Raw genomic sequence first — 20,528 nt, forward strand, 5'->3', positions numbered from 1 at the left:
CGACATTCGGCCCTCCCGTCTCCGGGAACGGCCGAGTTCATCTGGACCCGACGCACCCCGCGGCCCCGCGAGCGGGACCGGGAGGGTGAGGGGTATGCCGTGGGGGCCGCCCGATCGGACGAACCCGCGGATCCTCGCGGACCCGGTGGAGCGAAGTGCGGCGACCGCATCGGCCCGGAGGCACGACACGAGCGCACGGCAAAGCGCACACCCGAAGAATATTACGGGGAGTGACGGGGCCGGTCAACCGAGCGGCGTTCGCCCTGGGAGATGCCGCAGCGCCGCGACGAGACGCGCCGGGACTCCGCCCTCACTCCCGCTCGTCGCCCTCCCAGCCCCAGTGAGGGCTGCGGCCGCCGGCGTCGCGACGGGCCAGGAGCAGGAGGAACACGAGCTGGACGGCCGCCGCGAGCACGCCGGTCGCGATCGCGAAGACAGTGGGGGCGTGGTCGAGGATCCAGCCGAGGATCTCCCCCGGCTCCTGGCGGCCGAGCCCGTAGAGCGCTCCGCCGGTGAGGAGGAAGAGCAGGTAGACGACGACCCCGGTCAGCAGCGACGGGCCGAGGACGCGGTGGACGGCGGGACGGGCGGCGAGGGTCACCATCGCGACCAGCACGGCGACGACGCAGACCGCCACCGACACCGGCCCCAGCAGCGGACCGGCGTCGCGCTCGGGCACGACGTCCTGGTCCAGCAGGAGGCTGAGGACCCCGAACGCGCAGACGACCAGGGCGAGGTAGAGGAACGCGGCGAAGCCGGCCAGCGCGAGGCCGTAGCCCAGGCCGGCTCCGCGGCCCTGCCCCTGCCCCTCCGGAGTCACGACTGCGCGGCCGCTTCGCGCTCGGCGTTGCGGCGCTTGACGCCCCGGGCACGGCCCGCGATCGCGGCGCCGCCCCAGACGCTCGCCTCCCGGCCGAGGACGCCGGCGGCGAGGACCGCCGCGAGTACGGCGGGATCGCGGACGTAGTCGAGCGCGAGGGAGCGGTCGATCGGCAGGGCGAGCGGTCCGACGGCGCTCCAGCCGCCGACCAGCGCGGCCGCGGCCGTGAGGAGGGCGACGAGGAAGCCGCCGAGGACGTAGGCCCACCAGCCCGCGCGGTTCACGACCAGCACGATCAGCGCCAGGCCGACGAGGAACGCGGCCACCGGGGCGAGGAAGAGCGCGGTCGGCGCAGCGTCGAGCGCGAGGGCGACCGGGTCGCCGCCGACGCGGTCGACCAGCAGGCGGATCGCCGTCAGGGCGACGAGGTACAGGACGGCGAAGACCGCGGTCGTCAGGAGGGCGAGCGCGAGGCCCGCGAGGCGGTTGCCGGAGCGCCGGACCGGCTCGGGCTCGGCCTCGACCGGCCCGAGGGCGCTGGGGGCTGATGCCGCGACGGCCGGGGCGACGGGCTCGACGGTCGGCTGCCGGCCCGTCACGGGTTCGGGCCAGACGTACTCCCGGGTCGGCTGGGGTCCGGTTCCGCCGGACGTCTCGGTCGCGGAGGGGATCCGCGTGGTCTCGGCGTCGCTGCTCCAGGTCACCCGGACAGCATAGGCACGCCTTCCGCCGCGCCCGGTGCGCCGCGCGGCCCCCGTCGACGGGGGACAGCGCCGACCGTCTACTCGAGCGGGTGGAGGAGGCGGTGCAGGAACTGCCGTGTGCGCGGCTCGCGCGGCTCCCGGAGGATCTCCGCAGGGGCGCCCCGCTCGACGACCACGCCGTCGGCCATGAAGACGACCTCCGAGGCCACCTGCCGGGCGAACTCGAGCTCGTGCGTCACGACGAGCATGGTCCAGCCCTCCCCCGCCAGCTCCCGCATCAGCGAGAGCACGTCGCCGACCAGCTCCGGGTCCAGCGCCGAGGTGGGCTCGTCGAAGAGGAGCAGATCGGGCCGCAGCGCGAGCGCCCGGACGATGCCCACGCGCTGCTGCTGACCGCCGGAGAGCTCGAAGGGGTAGGCGCTCCCCCGGCCGCCGAGGCCGACGCGCTCGAGCAGGCGCTCCGCCTCCGGGACCACCTCGGACGCGGGACGGCGCTGCACTCGCAGCGGCCCCTCCGTCACGTTCTGGAGGACGGTCAGGTGCGGGAAGAGGTTGAAGTGCTGGAAGACCATCGCGGAGTGGTCGCGCAGCCCGGTCAGCGCCTTCCGTCCGACGCCGCGGTCGAAGTCGAGGACACTGCCGTCGGCGAGCTCGACCACCCCGCCGTCCGGCACCTCGAGGCTGTTCAGCGAGCGCAGGACGGTGGTCTTGCCCGAGCCGGACGGCCCGATCAGGGCGACGACCTCGCCGCGATGGACCTCCAGGTCGATGCCGCGCAGCACCTCCACCCCGCCGAACGACTTGCGGAGGCCGCGGGCCGTGAGCACGGGCCGGGCGTCGGTCGGAGTGTCAGCGGGCGACATAGCGGTCCAATCGCTTCTCGAGCAGGCCCTGGCCGCTGGAGAGCACCAGGCAGATGAGCCAGTAGATCAGAGCGGCCTCGAGGTAGAGGAGCATGAACTCGCTCGACGCGGTGGCGATCTTCTGCGCCTGCCGGAAGAGCTCGGTCACCAGGATGAGGGAGGCCAGCGAGGTGTCCTTCACCAGCGAGATGAAGGTGTTCGACAGCGGCGGGACGGAGACGCGCGCGGCCTGCGGGAGGATGATGCGCCGCAGCGAGAGCGAGCGGCTCATGCCGATCGTGTGCGCCGCCTCCCACTGCCCCTTCGGGACGCTGAGGATCGCCGCGCGGATCACCTCCGCCGCGTAGCCGCCCACGTTGAGGGCGAACGCGATGGTGGCGCTGGGCCAGGGGTCGATCTTCAGTCCGAGGCTCGGCAGCCCGTAGAAGATCACGAACAGCTGCACCAGGAGCGGCGTGCCCCGGATGACGGAGATGTAGGCGCGCGCGATCCAGGAGAGGATCCGCACCCGCGAGAGCCGCATCAGGGCGACCGCCAGCGCGAGCACGAGCCCGATGGCGAAGCTCGCCAGCGCGAGCGGGATCGTCCCGACGATGCCCCCGGAGAGGATCGGCCAGAACGACCGGAGGACGAGGTCCATTGTGTTCTCCCGCCTTCGCGGGAGGATCCGCGGTCGGCTCGATCGGGTGGTGGCGTCGGGGGCGGATCGTGTCCGCCTCCTGGGGAATGCTGGCACGCTTCGCGCCGGGGCGGGCGCCCTTGCAGGCGGACCCGCGGCCTGAGCCGCTCCGCCGCTCCCCCGCGACGGGACCGCTCACGCACGAGACGGCCCCTCCCGGAAGGGGAGGAGCCGTCTCGGGGTGGGGCTACTGGGAGACGTCGGCTCCGAAGTAGCGCTCGGAGATGGAGGCGAGTGTGCCGTCCTCGCGCAGCTCGTCGAGGGCGGAGTCGACGGCCTCGACGAGGTCGTCCGAGCCCTTCGGGAAGGTGAAGGCGCTCTCGGAGGTGTCGTCGGTGGTGACGGCGACCTTGAGGCCCGCGGCCTGGTCGGGGTAGGTCGTGGACCAGTCGAGCCAGGTGAGGCGGTCGTTCACGGTCGCGTCGACGCGGCCCTGCTCGACGAGGGCGATGGCCTGCGCCCAGCCCTCGACGCCCTCGACCTCGGCGCCGTTCTCCTGCGCGACGGTGTACCAGTTGCTCGAGAGCGACTGCGCAGTGGTCTTGCCGGAGAGGCCGGCGAGGTCGGTGATCGAGGTGTCGCTCGAGGGGACGATCACGACGCCGGGGCTGACCGAGTACGGCTCCGAGAAGTCGTACTTCGCCTCGCGTTCGTCGTTGATCGAGACCTGGTTCGCGATCACGTCGAAGCGCGCTCCGTCCAGGCCCGCGAACATGGCGTCCCACTGCGTCTCCTGGAAGTCGGGCTCGACGCCCAGCTTCTCGGCCACGGCGGTGATCACGTCGACGTCGTAGCCGGTGAGAGCTCCGGTCCCGCCGTCGGCGTGGAAGGAGAAGGGCGGGTAGGTGCCCTCGGTGCCGATGGTGAGCTTCCCCGACTCCTCGACCTCGGCCAGGGTCAGGCCGGAGCTCGCGGAGGCGGTGCCCTCGCCGCTCGAGCCGGAGACCACGTCGTCGGTCGAGGCGGGCGCGCAGCCGGCGAGGACCAGGGCGGCGGCGGCGGCGGTCGTGCCGAGCAGGACGCGCAGGGAGGTGCGGGCGGAGAGGGTCACGGTGTTGTCCTTCGGTGCATCACGGAGTCGTGGCGGTCCCGCTGCGCCGGATGCGGCGCGGGGATCGACGAGGGGACGGGTCGTCCCGGGGCGGACCGCTGCTCGGCGGAACCGCCCGGAGTGACGATAACCAGTGGAGGGGGCGGCCCTATTCCCGGATGTCGCCGTGTGACGCCGGGAGTCCGGCCAGGAAGTGCTCGGCGCCGGCGACCTCGTCGCTCGTGAGGCCCGTCGCCGACTCCGGACGCACCAGGTGGAAGGGGGTGCTCTGCTCGCGGGCCCAGTCGTAGGCGTCCTCGTGGAGGTTGTCGTCGATCCACACCACGGCGTCGATCGCGCCGCGCTCGGCGGCCGCCTCCAGCCACACCGCGACGGGCTGGAGCTTGCTCGTCCGGCCCGGGAACCGCGGGTCGCGCGGGAGGCCGCCGTCGAAGACGATCGCCTCCGTGCCCGCCGGCAGCCCGAGGTCCTGGGCGAGGACCCGCGTCAAGCGCGGCGGCCAGGTCGTGGCCCACACGATCGTGCCGACCGCGGCCAGGCGGGCGACGAGCGCCGCCCGCTCCGGCTCGAGCTCCAGGCGGTGCGAGCCCGAGGCGCGATCGCTGCGGACGGAGGGGTTCAGGACGCCGTCGACGTCGAGCAGGATCAGGGCGGCCATGCCTGTCACCGTAGCGGCGGCGGGGCGGATCGCGCGAGGAGCGCTAGCGTGACGGGATGCCTCCGTCCCTCCTGCTGCCGGGAGGCCGCACAGCCGTGCTGGGGCCGGATCCCGTGCGGCCGGAGGCGCTGCTGCTCACGGTCGACGGCGCGGAGCAGTCGCTGATCGATCCGGGCGATCCCCGGGCTCTGCACCTCGAGTACCTCGCGCGCCTCGGCGCGGTGGTCGACGCCGCCGCCCCTCCCGGCGAGCCGCTGCGCGTGCTGCACCTCGGAGCCGGAGCCCTGGCCCTGGCCCGGTACGTCGCCGCGACCCGGCCGGGCTCCGAGCAGCTCGCGGTGGAGGGCGCGGCAGGACTCGTGGAGTTCGTGCTCGAGCACGCGCCGCTCCCCCGCGGCGCGCGCGTCCGACTCCTCACGGCCGACGCCGCAGGGCCCCTGCCGCCCTGGAGCGCCGACCTCGTCGTGCTCGACGTCTACGACGGGGACGAGATCCCGGAGCCGTTCTACCGCGCGTCCGTCCTCGCTCCGCTCGCCGCCCGCGTCGGCGCCGACGGGCTCCTCGCGGTCAACGTCGCCGACGACGCCGACCACCGGAGGCTGGACCGCCTGCGCGGGGTCGTCCGGGAGCTGCTCCCGGTCACCGCAGCGGTCGGATCGACGGCCTTCGTCGAGGGGCGCACCGGCGGGAACGCGATCCTGCTCGCCTCAGGCTCGGCGCTCGCCGACCACGTCGCCGGCCGCCTGCTGCGCGCCGGCCCGCACCCGGTCTCCGCCGCGGCGGATGGCGACGTCGTGGTCGCCGAGGTGGCGGTAGAAGTCGACCCGTGAGTCGAGAGTGACGCCGGTCTCGAGGTACTTGGCGCGGATCCGCTTGATGTAGGTGCGGACGGTGTGCTCGGCGACGCTGAGGTCGACCGCGACGGTGCGGACCGCGGCACCCGCTCCGTAGGCGCGCATCACCCGGCTCTCCTGCGGGCTCAGCACCGGGCGGCGCTCCTCGCGCCCGTGCACGAGCCGGTGGCGGGCGGTGTCCGAGATCCAGGTGCGGCCGGAGGCGACCGAGACGACCGCCGCCGCGAGCTCGCTGGGGTCGTCGCCCTTCCAGACGTACGCCGCCCTCTCCCGTCGCAGCACGGCCCGCACCGGCTCCAGGGAGTCGGAGGAGGAGAGCACGACGAGGCCGACGGTCCAAGCCGCCGCACGCTCGAGGGCGTCGGCCACCTCCTCGCCGGGCACGCCGTCCAGGTCGAGGACCGCGATGCGGTCGACGCCCTCCTCGTCGTGCGAGAACTGCGGCAGCAGCTGCGCGAGCAGCGCCTGCAGCGCGGCACGCTCGATCGCTGGTCCGTCGACGACGGCCAGCGTGAACCGATCGAATCCGGTCACGGGGGTCCCCTAGCAGGGGCAGGTTCGGGTCCGCCCCGGCTGCACCGTAGCGGTCCGCGACGTCGTCGTGCACGTGATGGGACATTCCGTCTCAGTGGGAGGACGCCCCAGAGCACTCCGGATCGGCTCACGGAGCGCGTGGAGGACCACCCGCGGCACCGTCTCCGGCTAGTGTCCCTCTCCATGGACGACAGCGCAGAGGGCTCCCGGCGGGCCCGGAGGATCCCCGCGGAGCAGGTCCGCAGCCGCATGATCGCCACGGCGCGCGACGTCGTCTCGAACCACGGCCTCACGGTGAGCTTCGCGCACCTGCCCATGGAGGAGTACATCCGCCTGGCCGGCGTGCCGCGCAGCTCCGTCTACCGGATCTGGAGCACGCGCGAGGAGTTCGTGGCCGACCTGGTCGGCGAGGTCTTCGTGCGGGACCGGTACGCGGAGGGCGCCGATCCCGAGGCCCAGCAGGAGATGCGCGAAGTCTACGAGCGCTCCACCGATCTGCTCTCCACGGCCGCCGGCCGCCGCCGGGTCGCCTGGGAGACCATCCGCATCGGCGCGCGGGCCAATGCCGAATCGCTCCGCCGCTCCGCCGACTGGTCGTCGTACAACGCGCTGCTCGCCTGCACATTCTCGATGGAGGAGGGGCCTGCACGCGACGCCGTGCGCGCCACGGCGAAGCGGATCGAGGGCATGCTCACGCGCCGGATGCGCGACTTCTACGAGGAGACGCTGCAGGTCTTCGGCGGGACGATGCGCCCGGGATTCACGACGCTCCAGCTCGCCCACCTCACCGCGATCGTGATCGACGGGCTCGCCCACCGCGGCCGGCTCCTCGACGACGACCTCGACGCTCCGGTGACCGCCCCCGGCCTCGACGGCGAGCCGGTCGAGTGGACCCTGGCGGCCTGGACGATCCGCTCGATCGTCGACGGGATGCTGGAGCCGGTCGCGGAGGACTGAGCGGACCCCGCGACCCGGATCACTCGTCCGGTTCGGTGAACCCGTCGATCAGCAGCAGCACCGACACCACCGCCAGTGACGGTCCGTCGGGATCGGCCGGGTCGAGCGGGCCGGTCACCAGCTCCGGTGCCGCGATCCGCGCGATGCACAGCCCCTCGATCAGGGCCGAGACGGCGGAGGCGAGAGCGGCGGCGCCGCGGTCCGGGCGCAGCCGGAGCCCCGCCTCGGCGAGGGTGTGCTCGTAGTACTTCGCCATGTTGTCGATGAAGTGCAGCTGGCGGGACCGCAGAGCGGATCCGATGGCGGTCCGCGCCGGCTCCTCGTGCGAGCCCACCGCGCCGGCGAGAGCGATGAAGTTGCGCCAGTGCTGCGACGAGAAGATGTTGTCGACGTTCGCGTCGACGGCGACCCGGACGGAGGCGATCAGGGCCTCGCGGCGCTGCGCCGGGGTCGGCTCGGGGTCGAGGCTGCGGTGGAGGTGGGAGTTCCCGGCCCGCAGGGACGGCTGGTCGAGGCGGGTGGCGAGGACCCGCTCCGGGATCGCGGCGATCAGCTCGTCGTAGAACGACTGGCGAGTGGGCCAGATCCGGTACACGGTGCTGCGCGGAACACCCGCCGAGCGGATGACGTCCTCGAGGGGCAGGTGGGCGACTCCGACGCGCAGGCCCTCGGCGCGGACGACCGCGAGAGCGGCGTCCAGCAGGCGGGTGCGGACCTGCTCGCGGGTCAGGCGGGGAGGACGCGCCGGCTCCTCCGCATCGAGGGGGTCGTCGCTCATCAGGCCTCCGGCGCCGGGATGCACGGAGGAGCCTCCGACATCTACTGTCCAGCCGAGCGTACCCGGAGGGAGCGCGGAACGTGAGAGGAGATCGGAGACGGGCGCGGCCCGCGCATGCGGCTCGGGTGCCGCGCGGGCCGCGCTGCCTGTCCCCCAGGCGGCCTCCCCATGGGCCGGTCCGACCGTATGCTTCCCGACAGACGTCCGTCAACTGACGCGACATGGTGTCTCCTCGGCGGTGTCCGCCGACCGGTCACGAGGACCGCCTCCGGGACTCCTCCGCCGCCGGGAGCGCCCTCGCCGCGGTCTGCACTCGAGAGGCGTGCGGAGCGGACAGCTCGCCCGCGACGACGTCCGACACGACGCCGGTGGCGTGCTCGACGAGGTCGACGTTCCGGGTCAGCCGCGCGTGGTGGCACGGGCTCGCGTCGACGTCGACCACGAGCTTCGCGAAGCGCAGAGCATCGCCGAGCCGCGCGAACGGCGAGAGCTCGGCGACGAGGGACGGCACGTCCGCCGCGGCGAGGTAGGTGTAGCGGCAGGTCGAGACCACGTAGTCGTCGACTCCGGCCGTCGCCGATCCGGTCGCGACCATGATGTCGCCGAGGTCGACCGGCGCGGTGGCGAGGCCGAGCGCCACCGCGGCGGTCACCTGGATGTCACCCACCAGCGCCGTCACGTGCACGCCGGCGGGCCAGGGCGGCAGGGAGCCGAGCTCGGTCGATCCCGTCCGCAGGCCCTTGCCCGCCGCCGAGGCGAGGGCGTCGATCATCGGCACTCCCGTGCACTCCCCCGCGTGCTCGGCGTCCTCGGAGACGGCGTCCCCGCAGGAGGCGAGCATCGCCGAGACGCTCAGCCGGCTCTGCGGGTCCAGTCCTGCGAACACCGCGGGGCTGACCTGGCCGGAGTCGTCGACCATTCGTCCGAGGCGCTCCGCGACGTCGGATCCCGTGTTCGGGGTGCCGAAGGTGAGGACGGACGAGACCATCGAGGCGACGGCGGTCCCGTCGACCGAGCCGCTCAGCGCCTGGCGGGCGGCGAGCCCTCCCATCGAGTGCGCGACGACGACGGCGCGGTGCCCGGTCGCGGAGACGAGGCAGGCGATCGAGGAGGCGAGCGCGTCGCTGATCCCCGGGTCGGTGACCCAGCGCGCGGCGAGCCGGCGGTAGTCGAAGGTGTAGACCGCGGCGCCGTCGATCTGCTGCAGCCGGCCGAGGAGGGACGGCTCGGGAGCGTCGAGCGGAGCGGTCGCCGACTCCGACGACACCATGTCGACGAGATGGGAGAAGGCCCCTGTGCGGTCGGCGTCGTGCGTCGCCGTGCCCAGCCAGCCGTGCAGCATCACGATGGGGACCAGCGCGGCGGCGGAGCGCGGCCGGACGTCGTCGCCCGCGAGCACGGGAGCCAGCTCCGCGACGCCGCAGGACGAGGGTGCGACCGCCTCTGCCGCCTCCGCCCGCACCGCGGGCACCACGACGACGCCGACCACCACGAGCAGTGCGGCCAGCACGACGATCACGAGTCTCATCCGCGCGTTTCCTCACGTGCCGCGACCAGGACGGGGAACGGGTACAGGCTCGACCCGACGAGCACCCATCGAGTCAATCACCCCGCTCCTGCGGGGAAGGCCGCTCGTCGCGAACGGGCGGCCCCCCGTGCGGGTGACCGCGGGTCGGGGACGCCGAAGGCCCCGCCGGTGTCCCGACGGGGCCTTCGATCGTTCAGCTCACCTGGATCAGCTGTAGTTGCCCGGCTCGTAGCCGTCGCTCGAGAACGAGTCGAAGTCGACGAACGAGAGGTCGGCGTCGCTGAACGCGGCGTCGTCCGCGAAGATGCGGTTGGGGTACCGCTCGGCCTTCGCCTCCTCGGTCGCCTCGACCGACACGTTCCGGTACTTGGGCAGACCGGTTCCCGCCGGGATCAGCTTTCCGATGATCACGTTCTCCTTCAGGCCCATCAGCGGGTCGCGCTTGCCCTCCATGGCCGCCTGCGTCAGGACGCGGGTGGTCTCCTGGAAGGACGCGGCCGACAGCCACGACTCGGTCGCGAGCGAGGCCTTGGTGATGCCCATGACCTCCTGGCGGGCGGACGCGGTCCGCTTGCCCTCGGTCAGAGCCGCACGGTTGACCTCGCTGTAGCGCGAGCGGTCGACGAGCTCGCCCGGCAGCAGCTCCGTGTCGCCGTGGTCGACCACGGTGACCTTGCGGAGCATCTGACGCACGATGACCTCGATGTGCTTGTCGTGGATCGGCACACCCTGCGAGCGGTAGACGCCCTGGACGCCGCCCACCAGGTGCTTCTGGACCTCGCGGACGCCCAGCACGCGCAGGACCTCCTTGGGGTCGACCGTTCCGACGTGCAGCTGCTGCCCGAGCTCGACGTGCTGGCCGTCCTCGATGAGGAGCTGCGAGCGCTTGAGCACCGGGTAGATGACCGCCTCGTCGCCGTTGTCCGGCTGGAGGATGACGCGGCGGGCACGGTCGGTGTCCTCGATGGTGATCCGGCCGGCGGCCTCCGCGATCGGCGACGCGCCCTTGGGGGTGCGGGCCTCGAAGAGCTCCTGCACGCGGGGAAGACCCTGCGTGATGTCGTCGGCCGAGGCCGATCCACCGGTGTGGAAGGTGCGCATCGTGAGCTGCGTGCCGGGCTCGCCGATCGACTGAGCCGCGATGATGCCGACGGCCTCTCCGATGTCGACGAGCTTGCCGGTGGCGAGCGAGCGGCCGTAGCAGGCCGCGCAGACGCCGACGGCGGACTCGCAGGTCAGGACGGAGCGCACCTTGATGTGGCGCACGCCCGCTCCGACCAGCTTCTCGATGAGCACGTCGCCCACGTCCTCGCCGGCCTCGGCGACGAGCTCGCCGGCCTCGTTCGACGCCGGGGTGGCGAGCGAACGGGCGTAGACGGAGTTCTCGACGTTGGAGTCCTTGATCCAGGCGCCGGTGGCGTCCTGGAGCATGATCGGCAGGTCGAGGCCCTTCGAGGTGCCGCAGTCCTCCTCGCGGATGATGACGTCCTGCGAGACGTCGACGAGTCGACGCGTCAGGTAGCCCGAGTCCGCGGTGCGGAGCGCGGTGTCGGCCAGGCCCTTGCGGGCACCGTGCGTGGCGATGAAGTACTCGGCGACCGACAGGCCCTCGCGGTACGAGGAGATGATCGGTCGGGCGATGATCTCGCCCTTCGGGTTGTTCACCAGGCCTCGCATGCCGGCGATGTTGCGCACCTGCAGCCAGTTGCCGCGGGCACCGGAGGTGACCATGCGGTTGATGGTGTTGTCCGTCGGGAAGTTCGCGCGCATGGCCTTGGCGACCTCGTCGGTCGCCTCGGTCCAGATCTTCACGAGCTCCTGGCGGCGCTCGGCCTGAGTGGTCAGACCCTTGTCGTACTCGGACTCGACCTTCGCGGCCTTCTTCTCGTAGCCCGCGATGATCTCGGGCTTCGACGGCGGCGTGAGGATGTCGGACAGCGCCACGGTGACACCCGAGCGGGTGGCCCAGTAGAAGCCGGCGTCCTTGATCCGGTCGAGGGAGGCGGCGACCTCCACCTTCGGGTAGCGCTCCGCGAGGTCGTTGACGATCCCGGAGATGGTCGTCTTGTCGGCGACCTGCTCGAAGTAGGGGTAGTCGACCGGCAGCGCCTCGTTGAAGAGGGCGCGGCCGAGCGTGGTCTCGAGGAGGACCGGCGCGGTGACCTTGCCGTTCTCGTCGATCTCGACGCCCTCGGGTGCCTGACCCTGCGCGAAGTACACGTCCGACATGCGGATCCTGACCTTCGAGTTCAGGTGCAGCGAGCCCTGGTCCTTCGCGAGGATCGCCTCCGAGACGGAGGAGAACGCGCGGCCCTCGCCGGCGGCGCCCTCGCGGATCGTCGTCAGGTGGTGGAGGCCGATGATCATGTCCTGCGTGGGCAGGGTGACCGGACGGCCGTCCGAGGGCTTGAGGATGTTGTTCGACGCGAGCATCAGGATGCGCGCCTCGGCCTGGGCCTCGACGGACAGCGGCAGGTGGACGGCCATCTGGTCGCCGTCGAAGTCCGCGTTGAACGCGGCGCAGACGAGCGGGTGCAGCTGGATCGCCTTGCCCTCGACCAGCTGGGGCTCGAAGGCCTGGATGCCGAGACGGTGCAGCGTGGGCGCGCGGTTCAGCAGGACGGGGCGCTCGCGGATGATCTCCTCGAGCACGTCCCACACCTGCGGGCGCGAGCGCTCCACCATGCGCTTGGCGGCCTTGATGTTCTGCGCGTGCGACAGGTCGATCAGGCGCTTGATCACGAACGGCTTGAACAGCTCCAGCGCCATCTGCTTGGGCAGACCGCACTGGTGCAGCTTGAGCTGCGGGCCGACGATGATGACCGAGCGGCCCGAGTAGTCGACGCGCTTGCCCAGCAGGTTCTGGCGGAAGCGACCCTGCTTTCCCTTGAGCATGTCGCTCAGGGACTTCAGGGCGCGGTTGCCGGTTCCGGTGACGGGGCGGCCGCGGCGGCCGTTGTCGAAGAGGGCGTCGACCGCCTCCTGGAGCATGCGCTTCTCGTTGTTCACGATGATCTCGGGGGCACCGAGGTCGAGCAGGCGGCGGAGTCGGTTGTTGCGGTTGATCACGCGACGGTAGAGGTCGTTCAGGTCGCTGGTCGCGAACCGGCCTCCGTCGAGCTGCACCATCGGGCGCAGCTCCGGCGGGATGACCGGGACGACGTCGAGGACCATCGCGGCCGGCGAGTTGCCGGTGGCGAGGAACGAGTTGACGACGCGCAGGCGCTTGATGGCGCGGATCTTCTTCTGACCCTTGCCCTCGGCGATCTGCAGGTGCAGCGTCTCGGCCTCGGCCTGGAGGTCGAACTGCTCGAGGCGCTTCTTGATCGCCTCGGCGCCCATGTAGGCCTCGAAGTAGACGCCGTACCGGTCGACGAGCTCGTTGAAGACCGCGTCCTCGGGCTTGAGGTCGCCGACCTTGAGGGTGCGGAACTGCTCCCACACGCTCTCGAGCCGCGCGATGTCCTCGTCGAAGGACTTGCGGATCTGGCCCATCTCCTTCTCGGCGCTGTCCTTCGTGCGGCGCTTCTGGTCGCTCTTGGCGCCCTCCGCCTCCAGGGCGGCGAGGTCGGTCTCCAGGCGCGCCAGGCGGTCCGCGATGCGGGAGTCGCGCTGGTCCGAGAGGGTCTTGATCTCGAGCCGGAGCTCGTTCTCGAGCCCGGGCATGTCGGCGTGACGGCCGTCGTCGTCCACGTCGATGATCATGTACGCCGCGAAGTAGATGACCTTCTCGAGGTCCTTCGGCGCCATGTCCAGCAGGTATCCGAGGCGCGAGGGGACGCCCTTGAAGTACCAGATGTGGGTGACGGGCGCGGCGAGCTCGATGTGGCCCATCCGCTCGCGGCGGACCGAGGACTTGGTGACCTCGACGCCGCAGCGCTCGCAGACGATGCCCTTGAAGCGGACTCGCTTGTACTTGCCGCAGGAGCACTCCCAGTCGCGAGAGGGTCCGAAGATCTGCTCGCCGAACAGGCCGTCCTTCTCGGGCTTCAGGGTGCGGTAGTTGATGGTCTCGGGCTTCTTCACTTCACCGTGCGACCAGCGACGGATGTCATCGGCCGTTGCGAGGCCGATGCGCAGCTCATCGAAAGTGGTTACGTCGAGCAATGTTTTCTCCTTGTCGGAAAACAGGGTGTCTCGTCAGAGACGGGAGGTCGTCAGATGCTGGCGCGGATCAGATGTCGTCGACGGAGGACGACTCGAACCGGGAGGAGATGTTGATGCCGAGCTCTTCCGCGGCGCGGTAGACCTCGTCATCGGTGTCGCGCAGGCTGACCGCGGTGCCGTCGGCCGAGAGGACCTCGACGTTCAGGCACAGGGACTGCATCTCCTTGATGAGGACCTTGAAGGACTCCGGGATGCCGGGCTCCTGGATGTTCTCGCCCTTGACGATGGCCTCGTACACCTTCACGCGGCCGAGGATGTCGTCCGACTTGATGGTGAGGAGCTCCTGGAGGGCGTAGGCGGCGCCGTAGGCCTCGAGGGCCCACACCTCCATCTCGCCGAAGCGCTGTCCGCCGAACTGCGCCTTACCACCGAGCGGCTGCTGGGTGATCATCGAGTACGGGCCCGTCGAGCGCGCGTGGATCTTGTCGTCGACGAGGTGGTGCAGCTTCAGGATGTACATGTAGCCGACCGAGACCGGGTCCGGGAAGGGCTCCCCGGAGCGGCCGTCGAACAGCTGCGTCTTGCCGGACGAGCCGATCAGGCGCTCTCCGTCGCGCGTCGGGGTGGTGGAGTCGAGGAGCCCTGCGAGCTCCTCCTCCGCCGCGCCGTCGAAGACGGGGGTCGCGACCTTGGTGCCGGGCGCCGCCTCGCGGGCGTGCTCGGGCAGGCGCGCGGCCCACTCCGGCTGACCCTCGACCTTCCAGCCCTGCTTCGCGATCCACCCGAGGTGGATCTCGAGGACCTGGCCGAAGTTCATGCGGCCGGGGACGCCGAGCGGGTTGAGGACGATGTCGACCGGGGTGCCGTCGGCGAGGAACGGCATGTCCTCGACCGGCAGGATCTTCGAGATGACGCCCTTGTTGCCGTGGCGGCCGGCGAGCTTGTCGCCCTCGGTGATCTTGCGCTTCTGGGCGATGTAGACGACCACGCGCTGGTTGACGCCCGAGCCGAGCTCGTCGTCGCCGTCCTGCGCGTCGAACACCTTGACGCCGATGATCGTGCCCTGCTCGCCGTGGGGCACCTTCAGCGACGTGTCGCGGACCTCGCGGCTCTTCTCGTTGAAGATCGCGCGGAGCAGGCGCTCCTCGGCCGAGAGCTCGGTCTCGCCCTTGGGCGTGACCTTGCCGACGAGGATGTCGCCGGGGCGGACCTCGGCGCCGATGCGGATGATGCCGCGCTCGTCCAGGTCGGCCAGGAGCTCCGGGCTGACGTTGGGGAGGTCGCGGGTGATCTCCTCCTTGCCGAGCTTGGTGTCGCGGGCGTCGACCTCGTACTCCTCGATGTGGATCGAGGAGAGGACGTCGTCCTTCACCAGGTTCTGGCTGAGGATGATCGCGTCCTCGAAGTTGTGGCCCTCCCACGGCATGAACGCGACGAGCAGGTTCTTGCCCAGCGCGAGCTCGCCGTTCTCGGTGGCGGGGCCGTCGGCGACGACCTCGCCGACCTCGATGCGCTCGCCGGCCGAGACGACCACGCGGTTGTTGTACGAGGTGCCCTGGTTGGAGCGGTCGAACTTGCGGAGGAAGTAGGTCTGCGTGCCGCCCTCGTCCAGCTGGACGGTGACGGAGTCGGCGGAGACCTCCTGGACGACACCGGCCTTGTCGGCGGTGATGACGTCGCCGGCGTCGATGGCCGCGAAGCCCTCCATGCCGGTTCCGACGACGGGCGACTCGCTGCGCAGCAGCGGGACGGCCTGACGCTGCATGTTCGCGCCCATGAGCGCGCGGTTCGCGTCGTCGTGCTCGAGGAACGGGATCAGCGAGGTCGCGACCGAGACCATCTGGCGCGGCGAGACGTCCATGTAGTGGACGCGCTCGGCGTCGACGAGCTCGACCTCTCCGCCCTTGGGGCGGACCAGGACCTTGCCCTCCGCGAAGCGGAAGTCCTTCGTGAGGGGGGCGTTCGCCTGGGCGACCAGGTACTCGTCCTCCTCGGACGCGGTGAGGTAGTCGATCTGCGAGGTGACGGTGCCGTCGACGACCTTGCGGTACGGGGTCTCGATGAAGCCGAACGAGTTGATGCGCGCGAAGGACGCGAGCGATCCGATCAGGCCGATGTTCGGGCCTTCCGGGGTCTCGATCGGGCACATACGGCCGTAGTGCGAGGGGTGGACGTCGCGGACCTCGACGCCGGCGCGCTCGCGGGAGAGTCCGCCGGGGCCGAGCGCCGACAGGCGGCGCTTGTGGGTCAGACCCGCGAGCGGGTTGTTCTGGTCCATGAACTGCGACAGCTGGCTGGTCCCGAAGAACTCCTTGATCGCGGCGACGACGGGGCGCACGTTGATCAGGGTCTGCGGGGTGATCGCCTCGATGTCCTGCGTGGTCATGCGCTCGCGGACGACGCGCTCCATGCGGGACAGTCCGGTGCGGACCTGGTTCTGGATCAGCTCGCCGACCGCGCGGATTCGGCGGTTGCCGAAGTGGTCGATGTCGTCGACGTCGAGACGCAGCTCGACCGACTCGCCGTCGCGCACGCCGGGGAGGGCGGTGCGGCCGTCGTGCAGGGCGACCAGGTACTTGATGGTCGCGATGATGTCCTCGACCGTGAGCACCGAGTCGGACAGCGCCTTGTCGATGCCGAGCTTGCGGTTGATCTTGTAGCGGCCGACCTTCGCGAGGTCGTAGCGCTTGGAGTTGAAGTAGAAGTTGTCCAGCAGCGCGCGGGCGGCCTCGGCGGCGACCTGCTCGCCCGGACGGAGCTTGCGGTAGATGTCGCGGAGGGCGTCCTCCTTGGTGAGGATGTTGTCCTTCTCGAGGGTCAGCTCGATCGACTCGTAGCCGGCGAACTGCTCGAGGATCTCCTCGCTCGTGAGGCCGAGGGCCTTGAGGAACACGGTGACCGACTGCTTGCGCTTGCGGTCGATGCGCACGCCGACCTGGTCGCGCTTGTCGATCTCGAACTCGAGCCAGGCGCCGCGGCTCGGGATGACGCGGGCGGAGTAGATGTCCTTATCGGACGTCTTCTCCTGCTGGCGCTCGAAGTAGACGCCGGGGCTGCGCACGAGCTGGGACACGACGACACGCTCGGTGCCGTTGATGATGAACGTGCCCTTCTCGGTCATCAGCGGGAAGTCGCCCATGAAGACCGTCTGGGTCTTGATCTCACCCGTGAGGTGGTTCATGAACTCGGCCTCGACGTACAGCGGAGCGGCGTAGGTCTTGCCGCGCTCCTTGCACTCCTCGATCGTGTACTTCTCGGGCTCGAGGTACGGGTTCGTGAAGCTCAGCTGCATCGTCTCGCTGAGGTCCTCGATCGGGGAGATCTCCTCGAAGATCTCGTCGAGGCCGGAGTTGGCGGGGAGGTCCTCCCGGCCGGCGGCCTTCGCCTCGGCGACGCGGGTCTTCCACGCCTCCGAGCCGACGAGCCAGTCGAAGCTCTCGGTCTGCAGCGCGAGCAGATCCGGAACGGTCAGGGTGTCGCTGATCTTGGCGAACGAGAGACGCGAAGCTCCGCGTCCGTTCTTGGGTGAGGTGGTGGTCGCGGTGGACGCAGCAGCCAAGGAAGGAACCTCCGTAGACCCTCGCGGGTCTCAATCTGTGGGATGTGTGGAGTGGGCTCCCGCCGGACGGGCCGCCACCCCTGCCCGCACGCCGTGCGGACCGAGGCGACTCGGTCTTGGGGGCGGGGCTAGAGTGTGGCAACGGCATCCACCATCTGATGCCGGGTTCCGGTGACCTGCCGACCGCGATATGAGGGCATGGGTACTCGGGAGCGCAAAGTACGAATATAGCCGCATCGCGCCACGCCGCGCAAGTGCGGATGCTTGCGCCGCCCCGCGGGGTCCGGTATACGAGGCCACGGCCTCCCGGACCGATCCGACCGGGCCGGGCGCGGAGCCCCGCCGTCCCGCCGCCGCGGCAGACTGGTCGGATGCAGGAACGCACCGGCCGCCGACGCGGAGACGACTCCGAGCACCCCCGCGCCGTGCTCGCCAGCGGGTACACCGCGCGGATCGAGCCCGACCGCCACTCGCCCGAGGCGGCGACCCTGGTCGTCGACGGCACTCCGCAGTCGCACGTCGACCTCGCGGATCCGACGCACCTCTCGTTCGAGTACGTCCGCCGGATCGGCCACGCGATCGACCTCGTCGCCCCCGAGGGCGAGAGCGTCACGGCGCTCCACCTGGGCGCCGGAGCGCTGACCCTCCCCCGCTACGTCGCCGCGACCCGGTCGGGCTCGCGCCAGCAGGTCGTCGAGATCGAGGGCGCTCTGGTCGAGCTGGTGCGCGAGGCGCTCCCGCTCCCCCGCGGGGCGCAGATCCGCATCCGCCAGGGCGACGCCCGCGAGGTGCTCGGCAAGCTGCCGCCCGGGCTGCGCGGCACGGTCGACGTGGTCGTCGTCGACATCTTCTCGGGCGCGCGCACTCCCGCGCACGTGACCAGCGCCGAGTTCTACGGGGCGATCGCGCCGCTGCTCGCCCCCGGCGGCCTGGTCGCGGTGAACGTGGCCGACGGCGGCGCGCTCGCCTTCGCCCGCGCCCAGGCCGCGACGCTCGCCTCCGTCTTCGCGCACACCGCGATCATGACCGACACCCAGATGCTCAAGGCCAAGCGCTTCGGGAACGTGGTGATGCTCGCCTCGGCCGATCCGCTGCCGCTCGACGGCCTGCCGCGGCGCCTCGCCTCCGACCCCGCGCCCTCCAAGCTGGTGCAGGGGCGGGAGCTCGAGAACTTCATCGCCGGCGCCCTCGTCGTCACGGACGAGACCGCCACCCCGTCGCCGCTGCCGGCGCGGAGCGTCTTCCAGGTGCGACGGGGCTGACCCGGGCCGCGCGTCGGGGCGCCGTCCGGGGACCCGCCGGTACACTCGACGCCGGGGTCAGCGACCCCGACCGTCCTCTCGTCCGCCGCGCGCGACGATCCGGATCCGCACTCCACGAGGAAGCATCGCCCTGAGCATCATCATCCGCCACGACCCCGCGACCCTCCACGAGGAGATCGACGTCGACGCCGCCCAGGAGCGCCTGGAGGAGATCGGCGCGCTGCGCAGCCTCGCCGCGCTCACCGAGAAGGCGGAGCTGCTGCGCCTGCTCGGGCGCGTCGACGAGGCGTGGGACCTCGCGAACGAGGCCGTCCGCCGCACCCGCTTCTCCGGCGACCGCGCCGAGCTGCTCACCGCCCGCGTCCGCCGCGCCCGCCTCATGCAGCTGCGGGGCCGCACCGACGAGGCCCTCTCGGAGCTCGCGCTCTGCGTCGAGGAGGCCCGCACGCACGAGTGGCACCTCGAGCACTCCTTCGCGCTCAAGCACCGCGGCCTCACCTTCTTCGAGCTGGGCGAGTACGGCCGGGCGATGCGCGACTTCGACGCCGCGACCGCCCTCGGCGAGCGCGTCGGGGTCCCCGAGGAGGAGCTCGAGGTCGCCCGCCTGGGCTACGCCGCCGCCTCCGAGTTCCAGGACGGGACCGACCGCGAAGCCCGCACCGACGGCACCGCCCGCGGCCGCCGCCGCGCCGACGGCGACGAGTCCTAGGCAGCGCCACCGTTGGCCGACCTCGAGGACGTGGCCCGCTGGGCCGACGCGCTGATCGAGGAGCACCTCGACCCCTCCTGGTCCTTCGCGCTCGACCACGCGCGCACCCGCGGCGGCGCCTGCCACTGGACGCGCCGCCGGATCACGGTCTCGCGCCACCTCGCCGCCCGCTGGAGCGACGAGGAGGTCCGGCAGACCCTCCTGCACGAGGTCGCTCACGCGCTCGCGGGGCCCGACGCCGGGCACGGACCGCAGTGGCGGCGGATCGCGGCGCGGCTCGGCTACACGGGATCGCGCACCCACAGCAACCCGACCGCGGACGAGCTCGCACCGTGGGTCGGCACCTGCCCGGGCGGACACCTCTTCTACCGCCATCGCCGGCCCACCCGGCCCCTGGCCTGCGGCCGCTGCGCGCGCCGGTTCGAGCCCGCGAACGCGATCCAGTGGCGGCGCCGACCGGTCCCGGCGCCGTGACCCCGGACGAGGCCCCGCACGGCGGGCGCACGCCGGTCACCGGGCAGTGGCTCCCCGAGGCCGACGGCCGGCGCTGGTGGTTCGACTCCGGGAGCCTCGCACTCGACTTCGCCACGACCGGAGCACTGCCTCCGGGAGCGGCCGAGCACCTCGACTCCGATGCCGCCCTGGCCGCCTGGCTCGCCGAGCGCTTCGAGGCGGTCGTCCCCGAGAGCCGGGACGCGCGCCTCGACGACGCGCTGATGCTCCGAGGCGCTATCGCCCGGCTGGCCGTCGCGGCCGAGGCGGGCACCGCGCTCGACCCGCGCGACGTCGACGTGGTCAACCTGGTCGCGGCGATGCCCGACATCCCACCGGTGCTGGGCGGAGGGTCGCGGCAGGCAGGACGGCTCCATGCGGCGGGCAGGCAGGCGCTCGCGTCCATCGCCCGGGAGGCCGTGGGGCTGCTGGGCCCGGCCGTGGCCGGACGGCTGAGGCGCTGCGCGGATCCGGAGTGCCGGATGCTCTACCTCGACACGTCCCGCGCCGGCTCGCGCCGCTGGTGCTCGATGCAGCGCTGCGGGAACCGGTCGAAGGTCCGGGCCTACCGGGCGCGCGCCGCAACCCCGCGCGGCTGACGCACCGCCGCGGCACCGGGAGCGGCGCCGCGGCGGGACGGGTCAGTCGGAGACGCGGACCGAGCGGTCGAAGGCGACGTAGCCCGAGAAGTCCTTGCCGACGCGGTCGAACGCCGTCGGGTAGGGGTGCGGGTACGACCAGGCCTTGTCCTTCTGCAGGCCGTCGCCGGTCTGCACCGAGAAGTACTGGCACTCGCCCTTCCACGGGCAGGTGTAGGGCGTGGGGCTCTCGACGAGCACGCCCTCGGCGATGCTCGACGGCGGGAAGTACCAGTTGCCCTCGATCGAGATCAGGTCGGAGTCGGGGGCGTCGGCGAGGACGACGTCGTTGAGGACGGCTTTCATGCGGGCCAGCTTTCGGTCGGGGCGGGGGG

17 protein-coding genes are annotated in these 20,528 nt (G+C 71.7%); 5 read left to right on the forward strand and 12 right to left on the reverse strand.

The window, feature by feature from the left end:
- Positions 1–310: 310 nt before the first annotated feature.
- The 7 genes from C5C56_RS14350 to C5C56_RS14380 form a co-directional block, all read right to left on the reverse strand.
- Entirely contained in the window at positions 311–820 is a 510-nt protein-coding gene (locus C5C56_RS14350; protein ID WP_104233922.1) for a DUF6121 family protein, read from the reverse strand.
- Positions 817–1,524 carry a hypothetical protein gene (locus C5C56_RS14355; RefSeq protein WP_104295964.1) on the reverse strand — a complete coding sequence of 236 codons (708 nt, stop codon included), beginning with the start codon at positions 1,522–1,524 and terminating at the stop codon, positions 817–819. The genes C5C56_RS14350 and C5C56_RS14355 overlap by 4 nt, the downstream gene beginning before the upstream one ends.
- A 77-nt stretch (positions 1,525–1,601) precedes the next feature.
- A complete protein-coding gene (locus C5C56_RS14360) occupies positions 1,602–2,387 on the reverse strand; it encodes an amino acid ABC transporter ATP-binding protein (RefSeq protein ID WP_104269386.1) in 786 nt (261 codons plus the stop codon).
- Positions 2,374–3,027, reverse strand: a complete 654-nt coding sequence (locus tag C5C56_RS14365) for an amino acid ABC transporter permease (RefSeq protein WP_104224574.1) — start codon at positions 3,025–3,027, stop codon at positions 2,374–2,376. Before C5C56_RS14365 ends, C5C56_RS14360 begins: the two co-directional genes overlap by 14 nt.
- A 226-nt stretch (positions 3,028–3,253) precedes the next feature.
- Positions 3,254–4,117: an amino acid ABC transporter substrate-binding protein gene (locus C5C56_RS14370; RefSeq protein ID WP_374953606.1), complete on the reverse strand. Its 864-nt coding sequence runs from the start codon at positions 4,115–4,117 to the stop codon at positions 3,254–3,256.
- A gap of 148 nt (positions 4,118–4,265) precedes the next feature.
- On the reverse strand, positions 4,266–4,775 hold the full coding sequence (locus C5C56_RS14375; protein WP_104297652.1) for an HAD domain-containing protein: 510 nt from the start codon (positions 4,773–4,775) through the stop codon (positions 4,266–4,268).
- Between the two features lie 707 nt (positions 4,776–5,482).
- Positions 5,483–6,163, reverse strand: coding sequence for a LuxR C-terminal-related transcriptional regulator (locus C5C56_RS14380; RefSeq protein WP_104247592.1), 681 nt, complete (start codon positions 6,161–6,163; stop codon positions 5,483–5,485).
- A gap of 183 nt (positions 6,164–6,346) precedes the next feature.
- Between C5C56_RS14380 and C5C56_RS14385 the strand changes: the two genes are divergently transcribed.
- Positions 6,347–7,120, forward strand: coding sequence for a hypothetical protein (locus tag C5C56_RS14385; RefSeq protein ID WP_146076607.1), 774 nt, complete (start codon positions 6,347–6,349; stop codon positions 7,118–7,120).
- A 19-nt stretch (positions 7,121–7,139) separates the two neighbouring features.
- On the opposite strand, the gene C5C56_RS14390 is transcribed toward C5C56_RS14385, so the two are convergent.
- The 4 genes from C5C56_RS14390 to rpoB all read right to left on the reverse strand — a co-directional run bounded on the left by C5C56_RS14390 (position 7,140) and on the right by rpoB (position 17,092).
- Positions 7,140–7,898 (reverse strand): TetR/AcrR family transcriptional regulator, encoded by a 759-nt coding sequence (locus C5C56_RS14390; protein WP_104247591.1) that lies wholly within the window; start codon positions 7,896–7,898, stop codon positions 7,140–7,142.
- Positions 7,899–8,151: 253 nt separating this feature from the next.
- Positions 8,152–9,426 carry a triacylglycerol lipase gene (locus C5C56_RS14395; RefSeq protein WP_104319812.1) on the reverse strand — a complete coding sequence of 425 codons (1,275 nt, stop codon included), beginning with the start codon at positions 9,424–9,426 and terminating at the stop codon, positions 8,152–8,154.
- A 207-nt stretch (positions 9,427–9,633) separates the two neighbouring features.
- Positions 9,634–13,533, reverse strand: a complete 3,900-nt coding sequence (locus tag C5C56_RS14400; protein ID WP_104319813.1) for a DNA-directed RNA polymerase subunit beta' — start codon at positions 13,531–13,533, stop codon at positions 9,634–9,636.
- Between the two features lie 67 nt (positions 13,534–13,600).
- Entirely contained in the window at positions 13,601–17,092 is a 3,492-nt protein-coding gene (gene rpoB, locus C5C56_RS14405) for a DNA-directed RNA polymerase subunit beta (protein ID WP_104260909.1), read from the reverse strand.
- A gap of 371 nt (positions 17,093–17,463) precedes the next feature.
- Between rpoB and C5C56_RS14410 the strand changes: the two genes are divergently transcribed.
- The 4 genes from C5C56_RS14410 (at position 17,464) to C5C56_RS14425 (ending at position 20,154) form a co-directional block, all read left to right on the forward strand.
- Positions 17,464–18,354, forward strand: coding sequence for a spermidine synthase (locus C5C56_RS14410; protein WP_104260908.1), 891 nt, complete (start codon positions 17,464–17,466; stop codon positions 18,352–18,354).
- A 379-nt stretch (positions 18,355–18,733) separates the two neighbouring features.
- On the forward strand, positions 18,734–19,063 hold the full coding sequence (locus C5C56_RS17995) for a hypothetical protein (protein WP_181027192.1): 330 nt from the start codon (positions 18,734–18,736) through the stop codon (positions 19,061–19,063).
- A 12-nt stretch (positions 19,064–19,075) separates the two neighbouring features.
- Entirely contained in the window at positions 19,076–19,537 is a 462-nt protein-coding gene (locus C5C56_RS14420; protein WP_104250885.1) for a SprT-like domain-containing protein, read from the forward strand.
- Positions 19,507–20,154: a CGNR zinc finger domain-containing protein gene (locus tag C5C56_RS14425; protein ID WP_258065684.1), complete on the forward strand. Its 648-nt coding sequence runs from the start codon at positions 19,507–19,509 to the stop codon at positions 20,152–20,154. Before C5C56_RS14420 ends, C5C56_RS14425 begins: the two co-directional genes overlap by 31 nt.
- 42 nt (positions 20,155–20,196) lie before the next feature.
- On the opposite strand, the gene C5C56_RS14430 is transcribed toward C5C56_RS14425, so the two are convergent.
- On the reverse strand, positions 20,197–20,499 hold the full coding sequence (locus C5C56_RS14430; protein WP_104224584.1) for a DUF427 domain-containing protein: 303 nt from the start codon (positions 20,497–20,499) through the stop codon (positions 20,197–20,199).
- Between the last annotated feature and the right edge of the window lie 29 nt (positions 20,500–20,528).

Source organism: Rathayibacter sp. AY1D1 (assembly GCF_002932635.1).
GTDB lineage: Bacteria > Actinomycetota > Actinomycetes > Actinomycetales > Microbacteriaceae > Rathayibacter.

Coding starts and splice junctions, on each gene's coding strand:
- C5C56_RS14360 (WP_104269386.1), bottom strand. CDS start 2,387: ATGTCGCCCGCTGACACTCCGACCGACGCCCGGCCCGTGCTCACGGCC.
- C5C56_RS14365 (WP_104224574.1), bottom strand. CDS start 3,027: ATGGACCTCGTCCTCCGGTCGTTCTGGCCGATCCTCTCCGGGGGCATC.
- C5C56_RS14375 (WP_104297652.1), bottom strand. CDS start 4,775: ATGGCCGCCCTGATCCTGCTCGACGTCGACGGCGTCCTGAACCCCTCC.
- C5C56_RS14385 (WP_146076607.1), top strand. CDS start 6,347: ATGGACGACAGCGCAGAGGGCTCCCGGCGGGCCCGGAGGATCCCCGCG.
- C5C56_RS14390 (WP_104247591.1), bottom strand. CDS start 7,898: ATGAGCGACGACCCCCTCGATGCGGAGGAGCCGGCGCGTCCTCCCCGC.
- C5C56_RS14395 (WP_104319812.1), bottom strand. CDS start 9,426: ATGAGACTCGTGATCGTCGTGCTGGCCGCACTGCTCGTGGTGGTCGGC.
- C5C56_RS14410 (WP_104260908.1), top strand. CDS start 17,464: ATGCAGGAACGCACCGGCCGCCGACGCGGAGACGACTCCGAGCACCCC.
- C5C56_RS17995 (WP_181027192.1), top strand. CDS start 18,734: ATGCAGCTGCGGGGCCGCACCGACGAGGCCCTCTCGGAGCTCGCGCTC.
- C5C56_RS14430 (WP_104224584.1), bottom strand. CDS start 20,499: ATGAAAGCCGTCCTCAACGACGTCGTCCTCGCCGACGCCCCCGACTCC.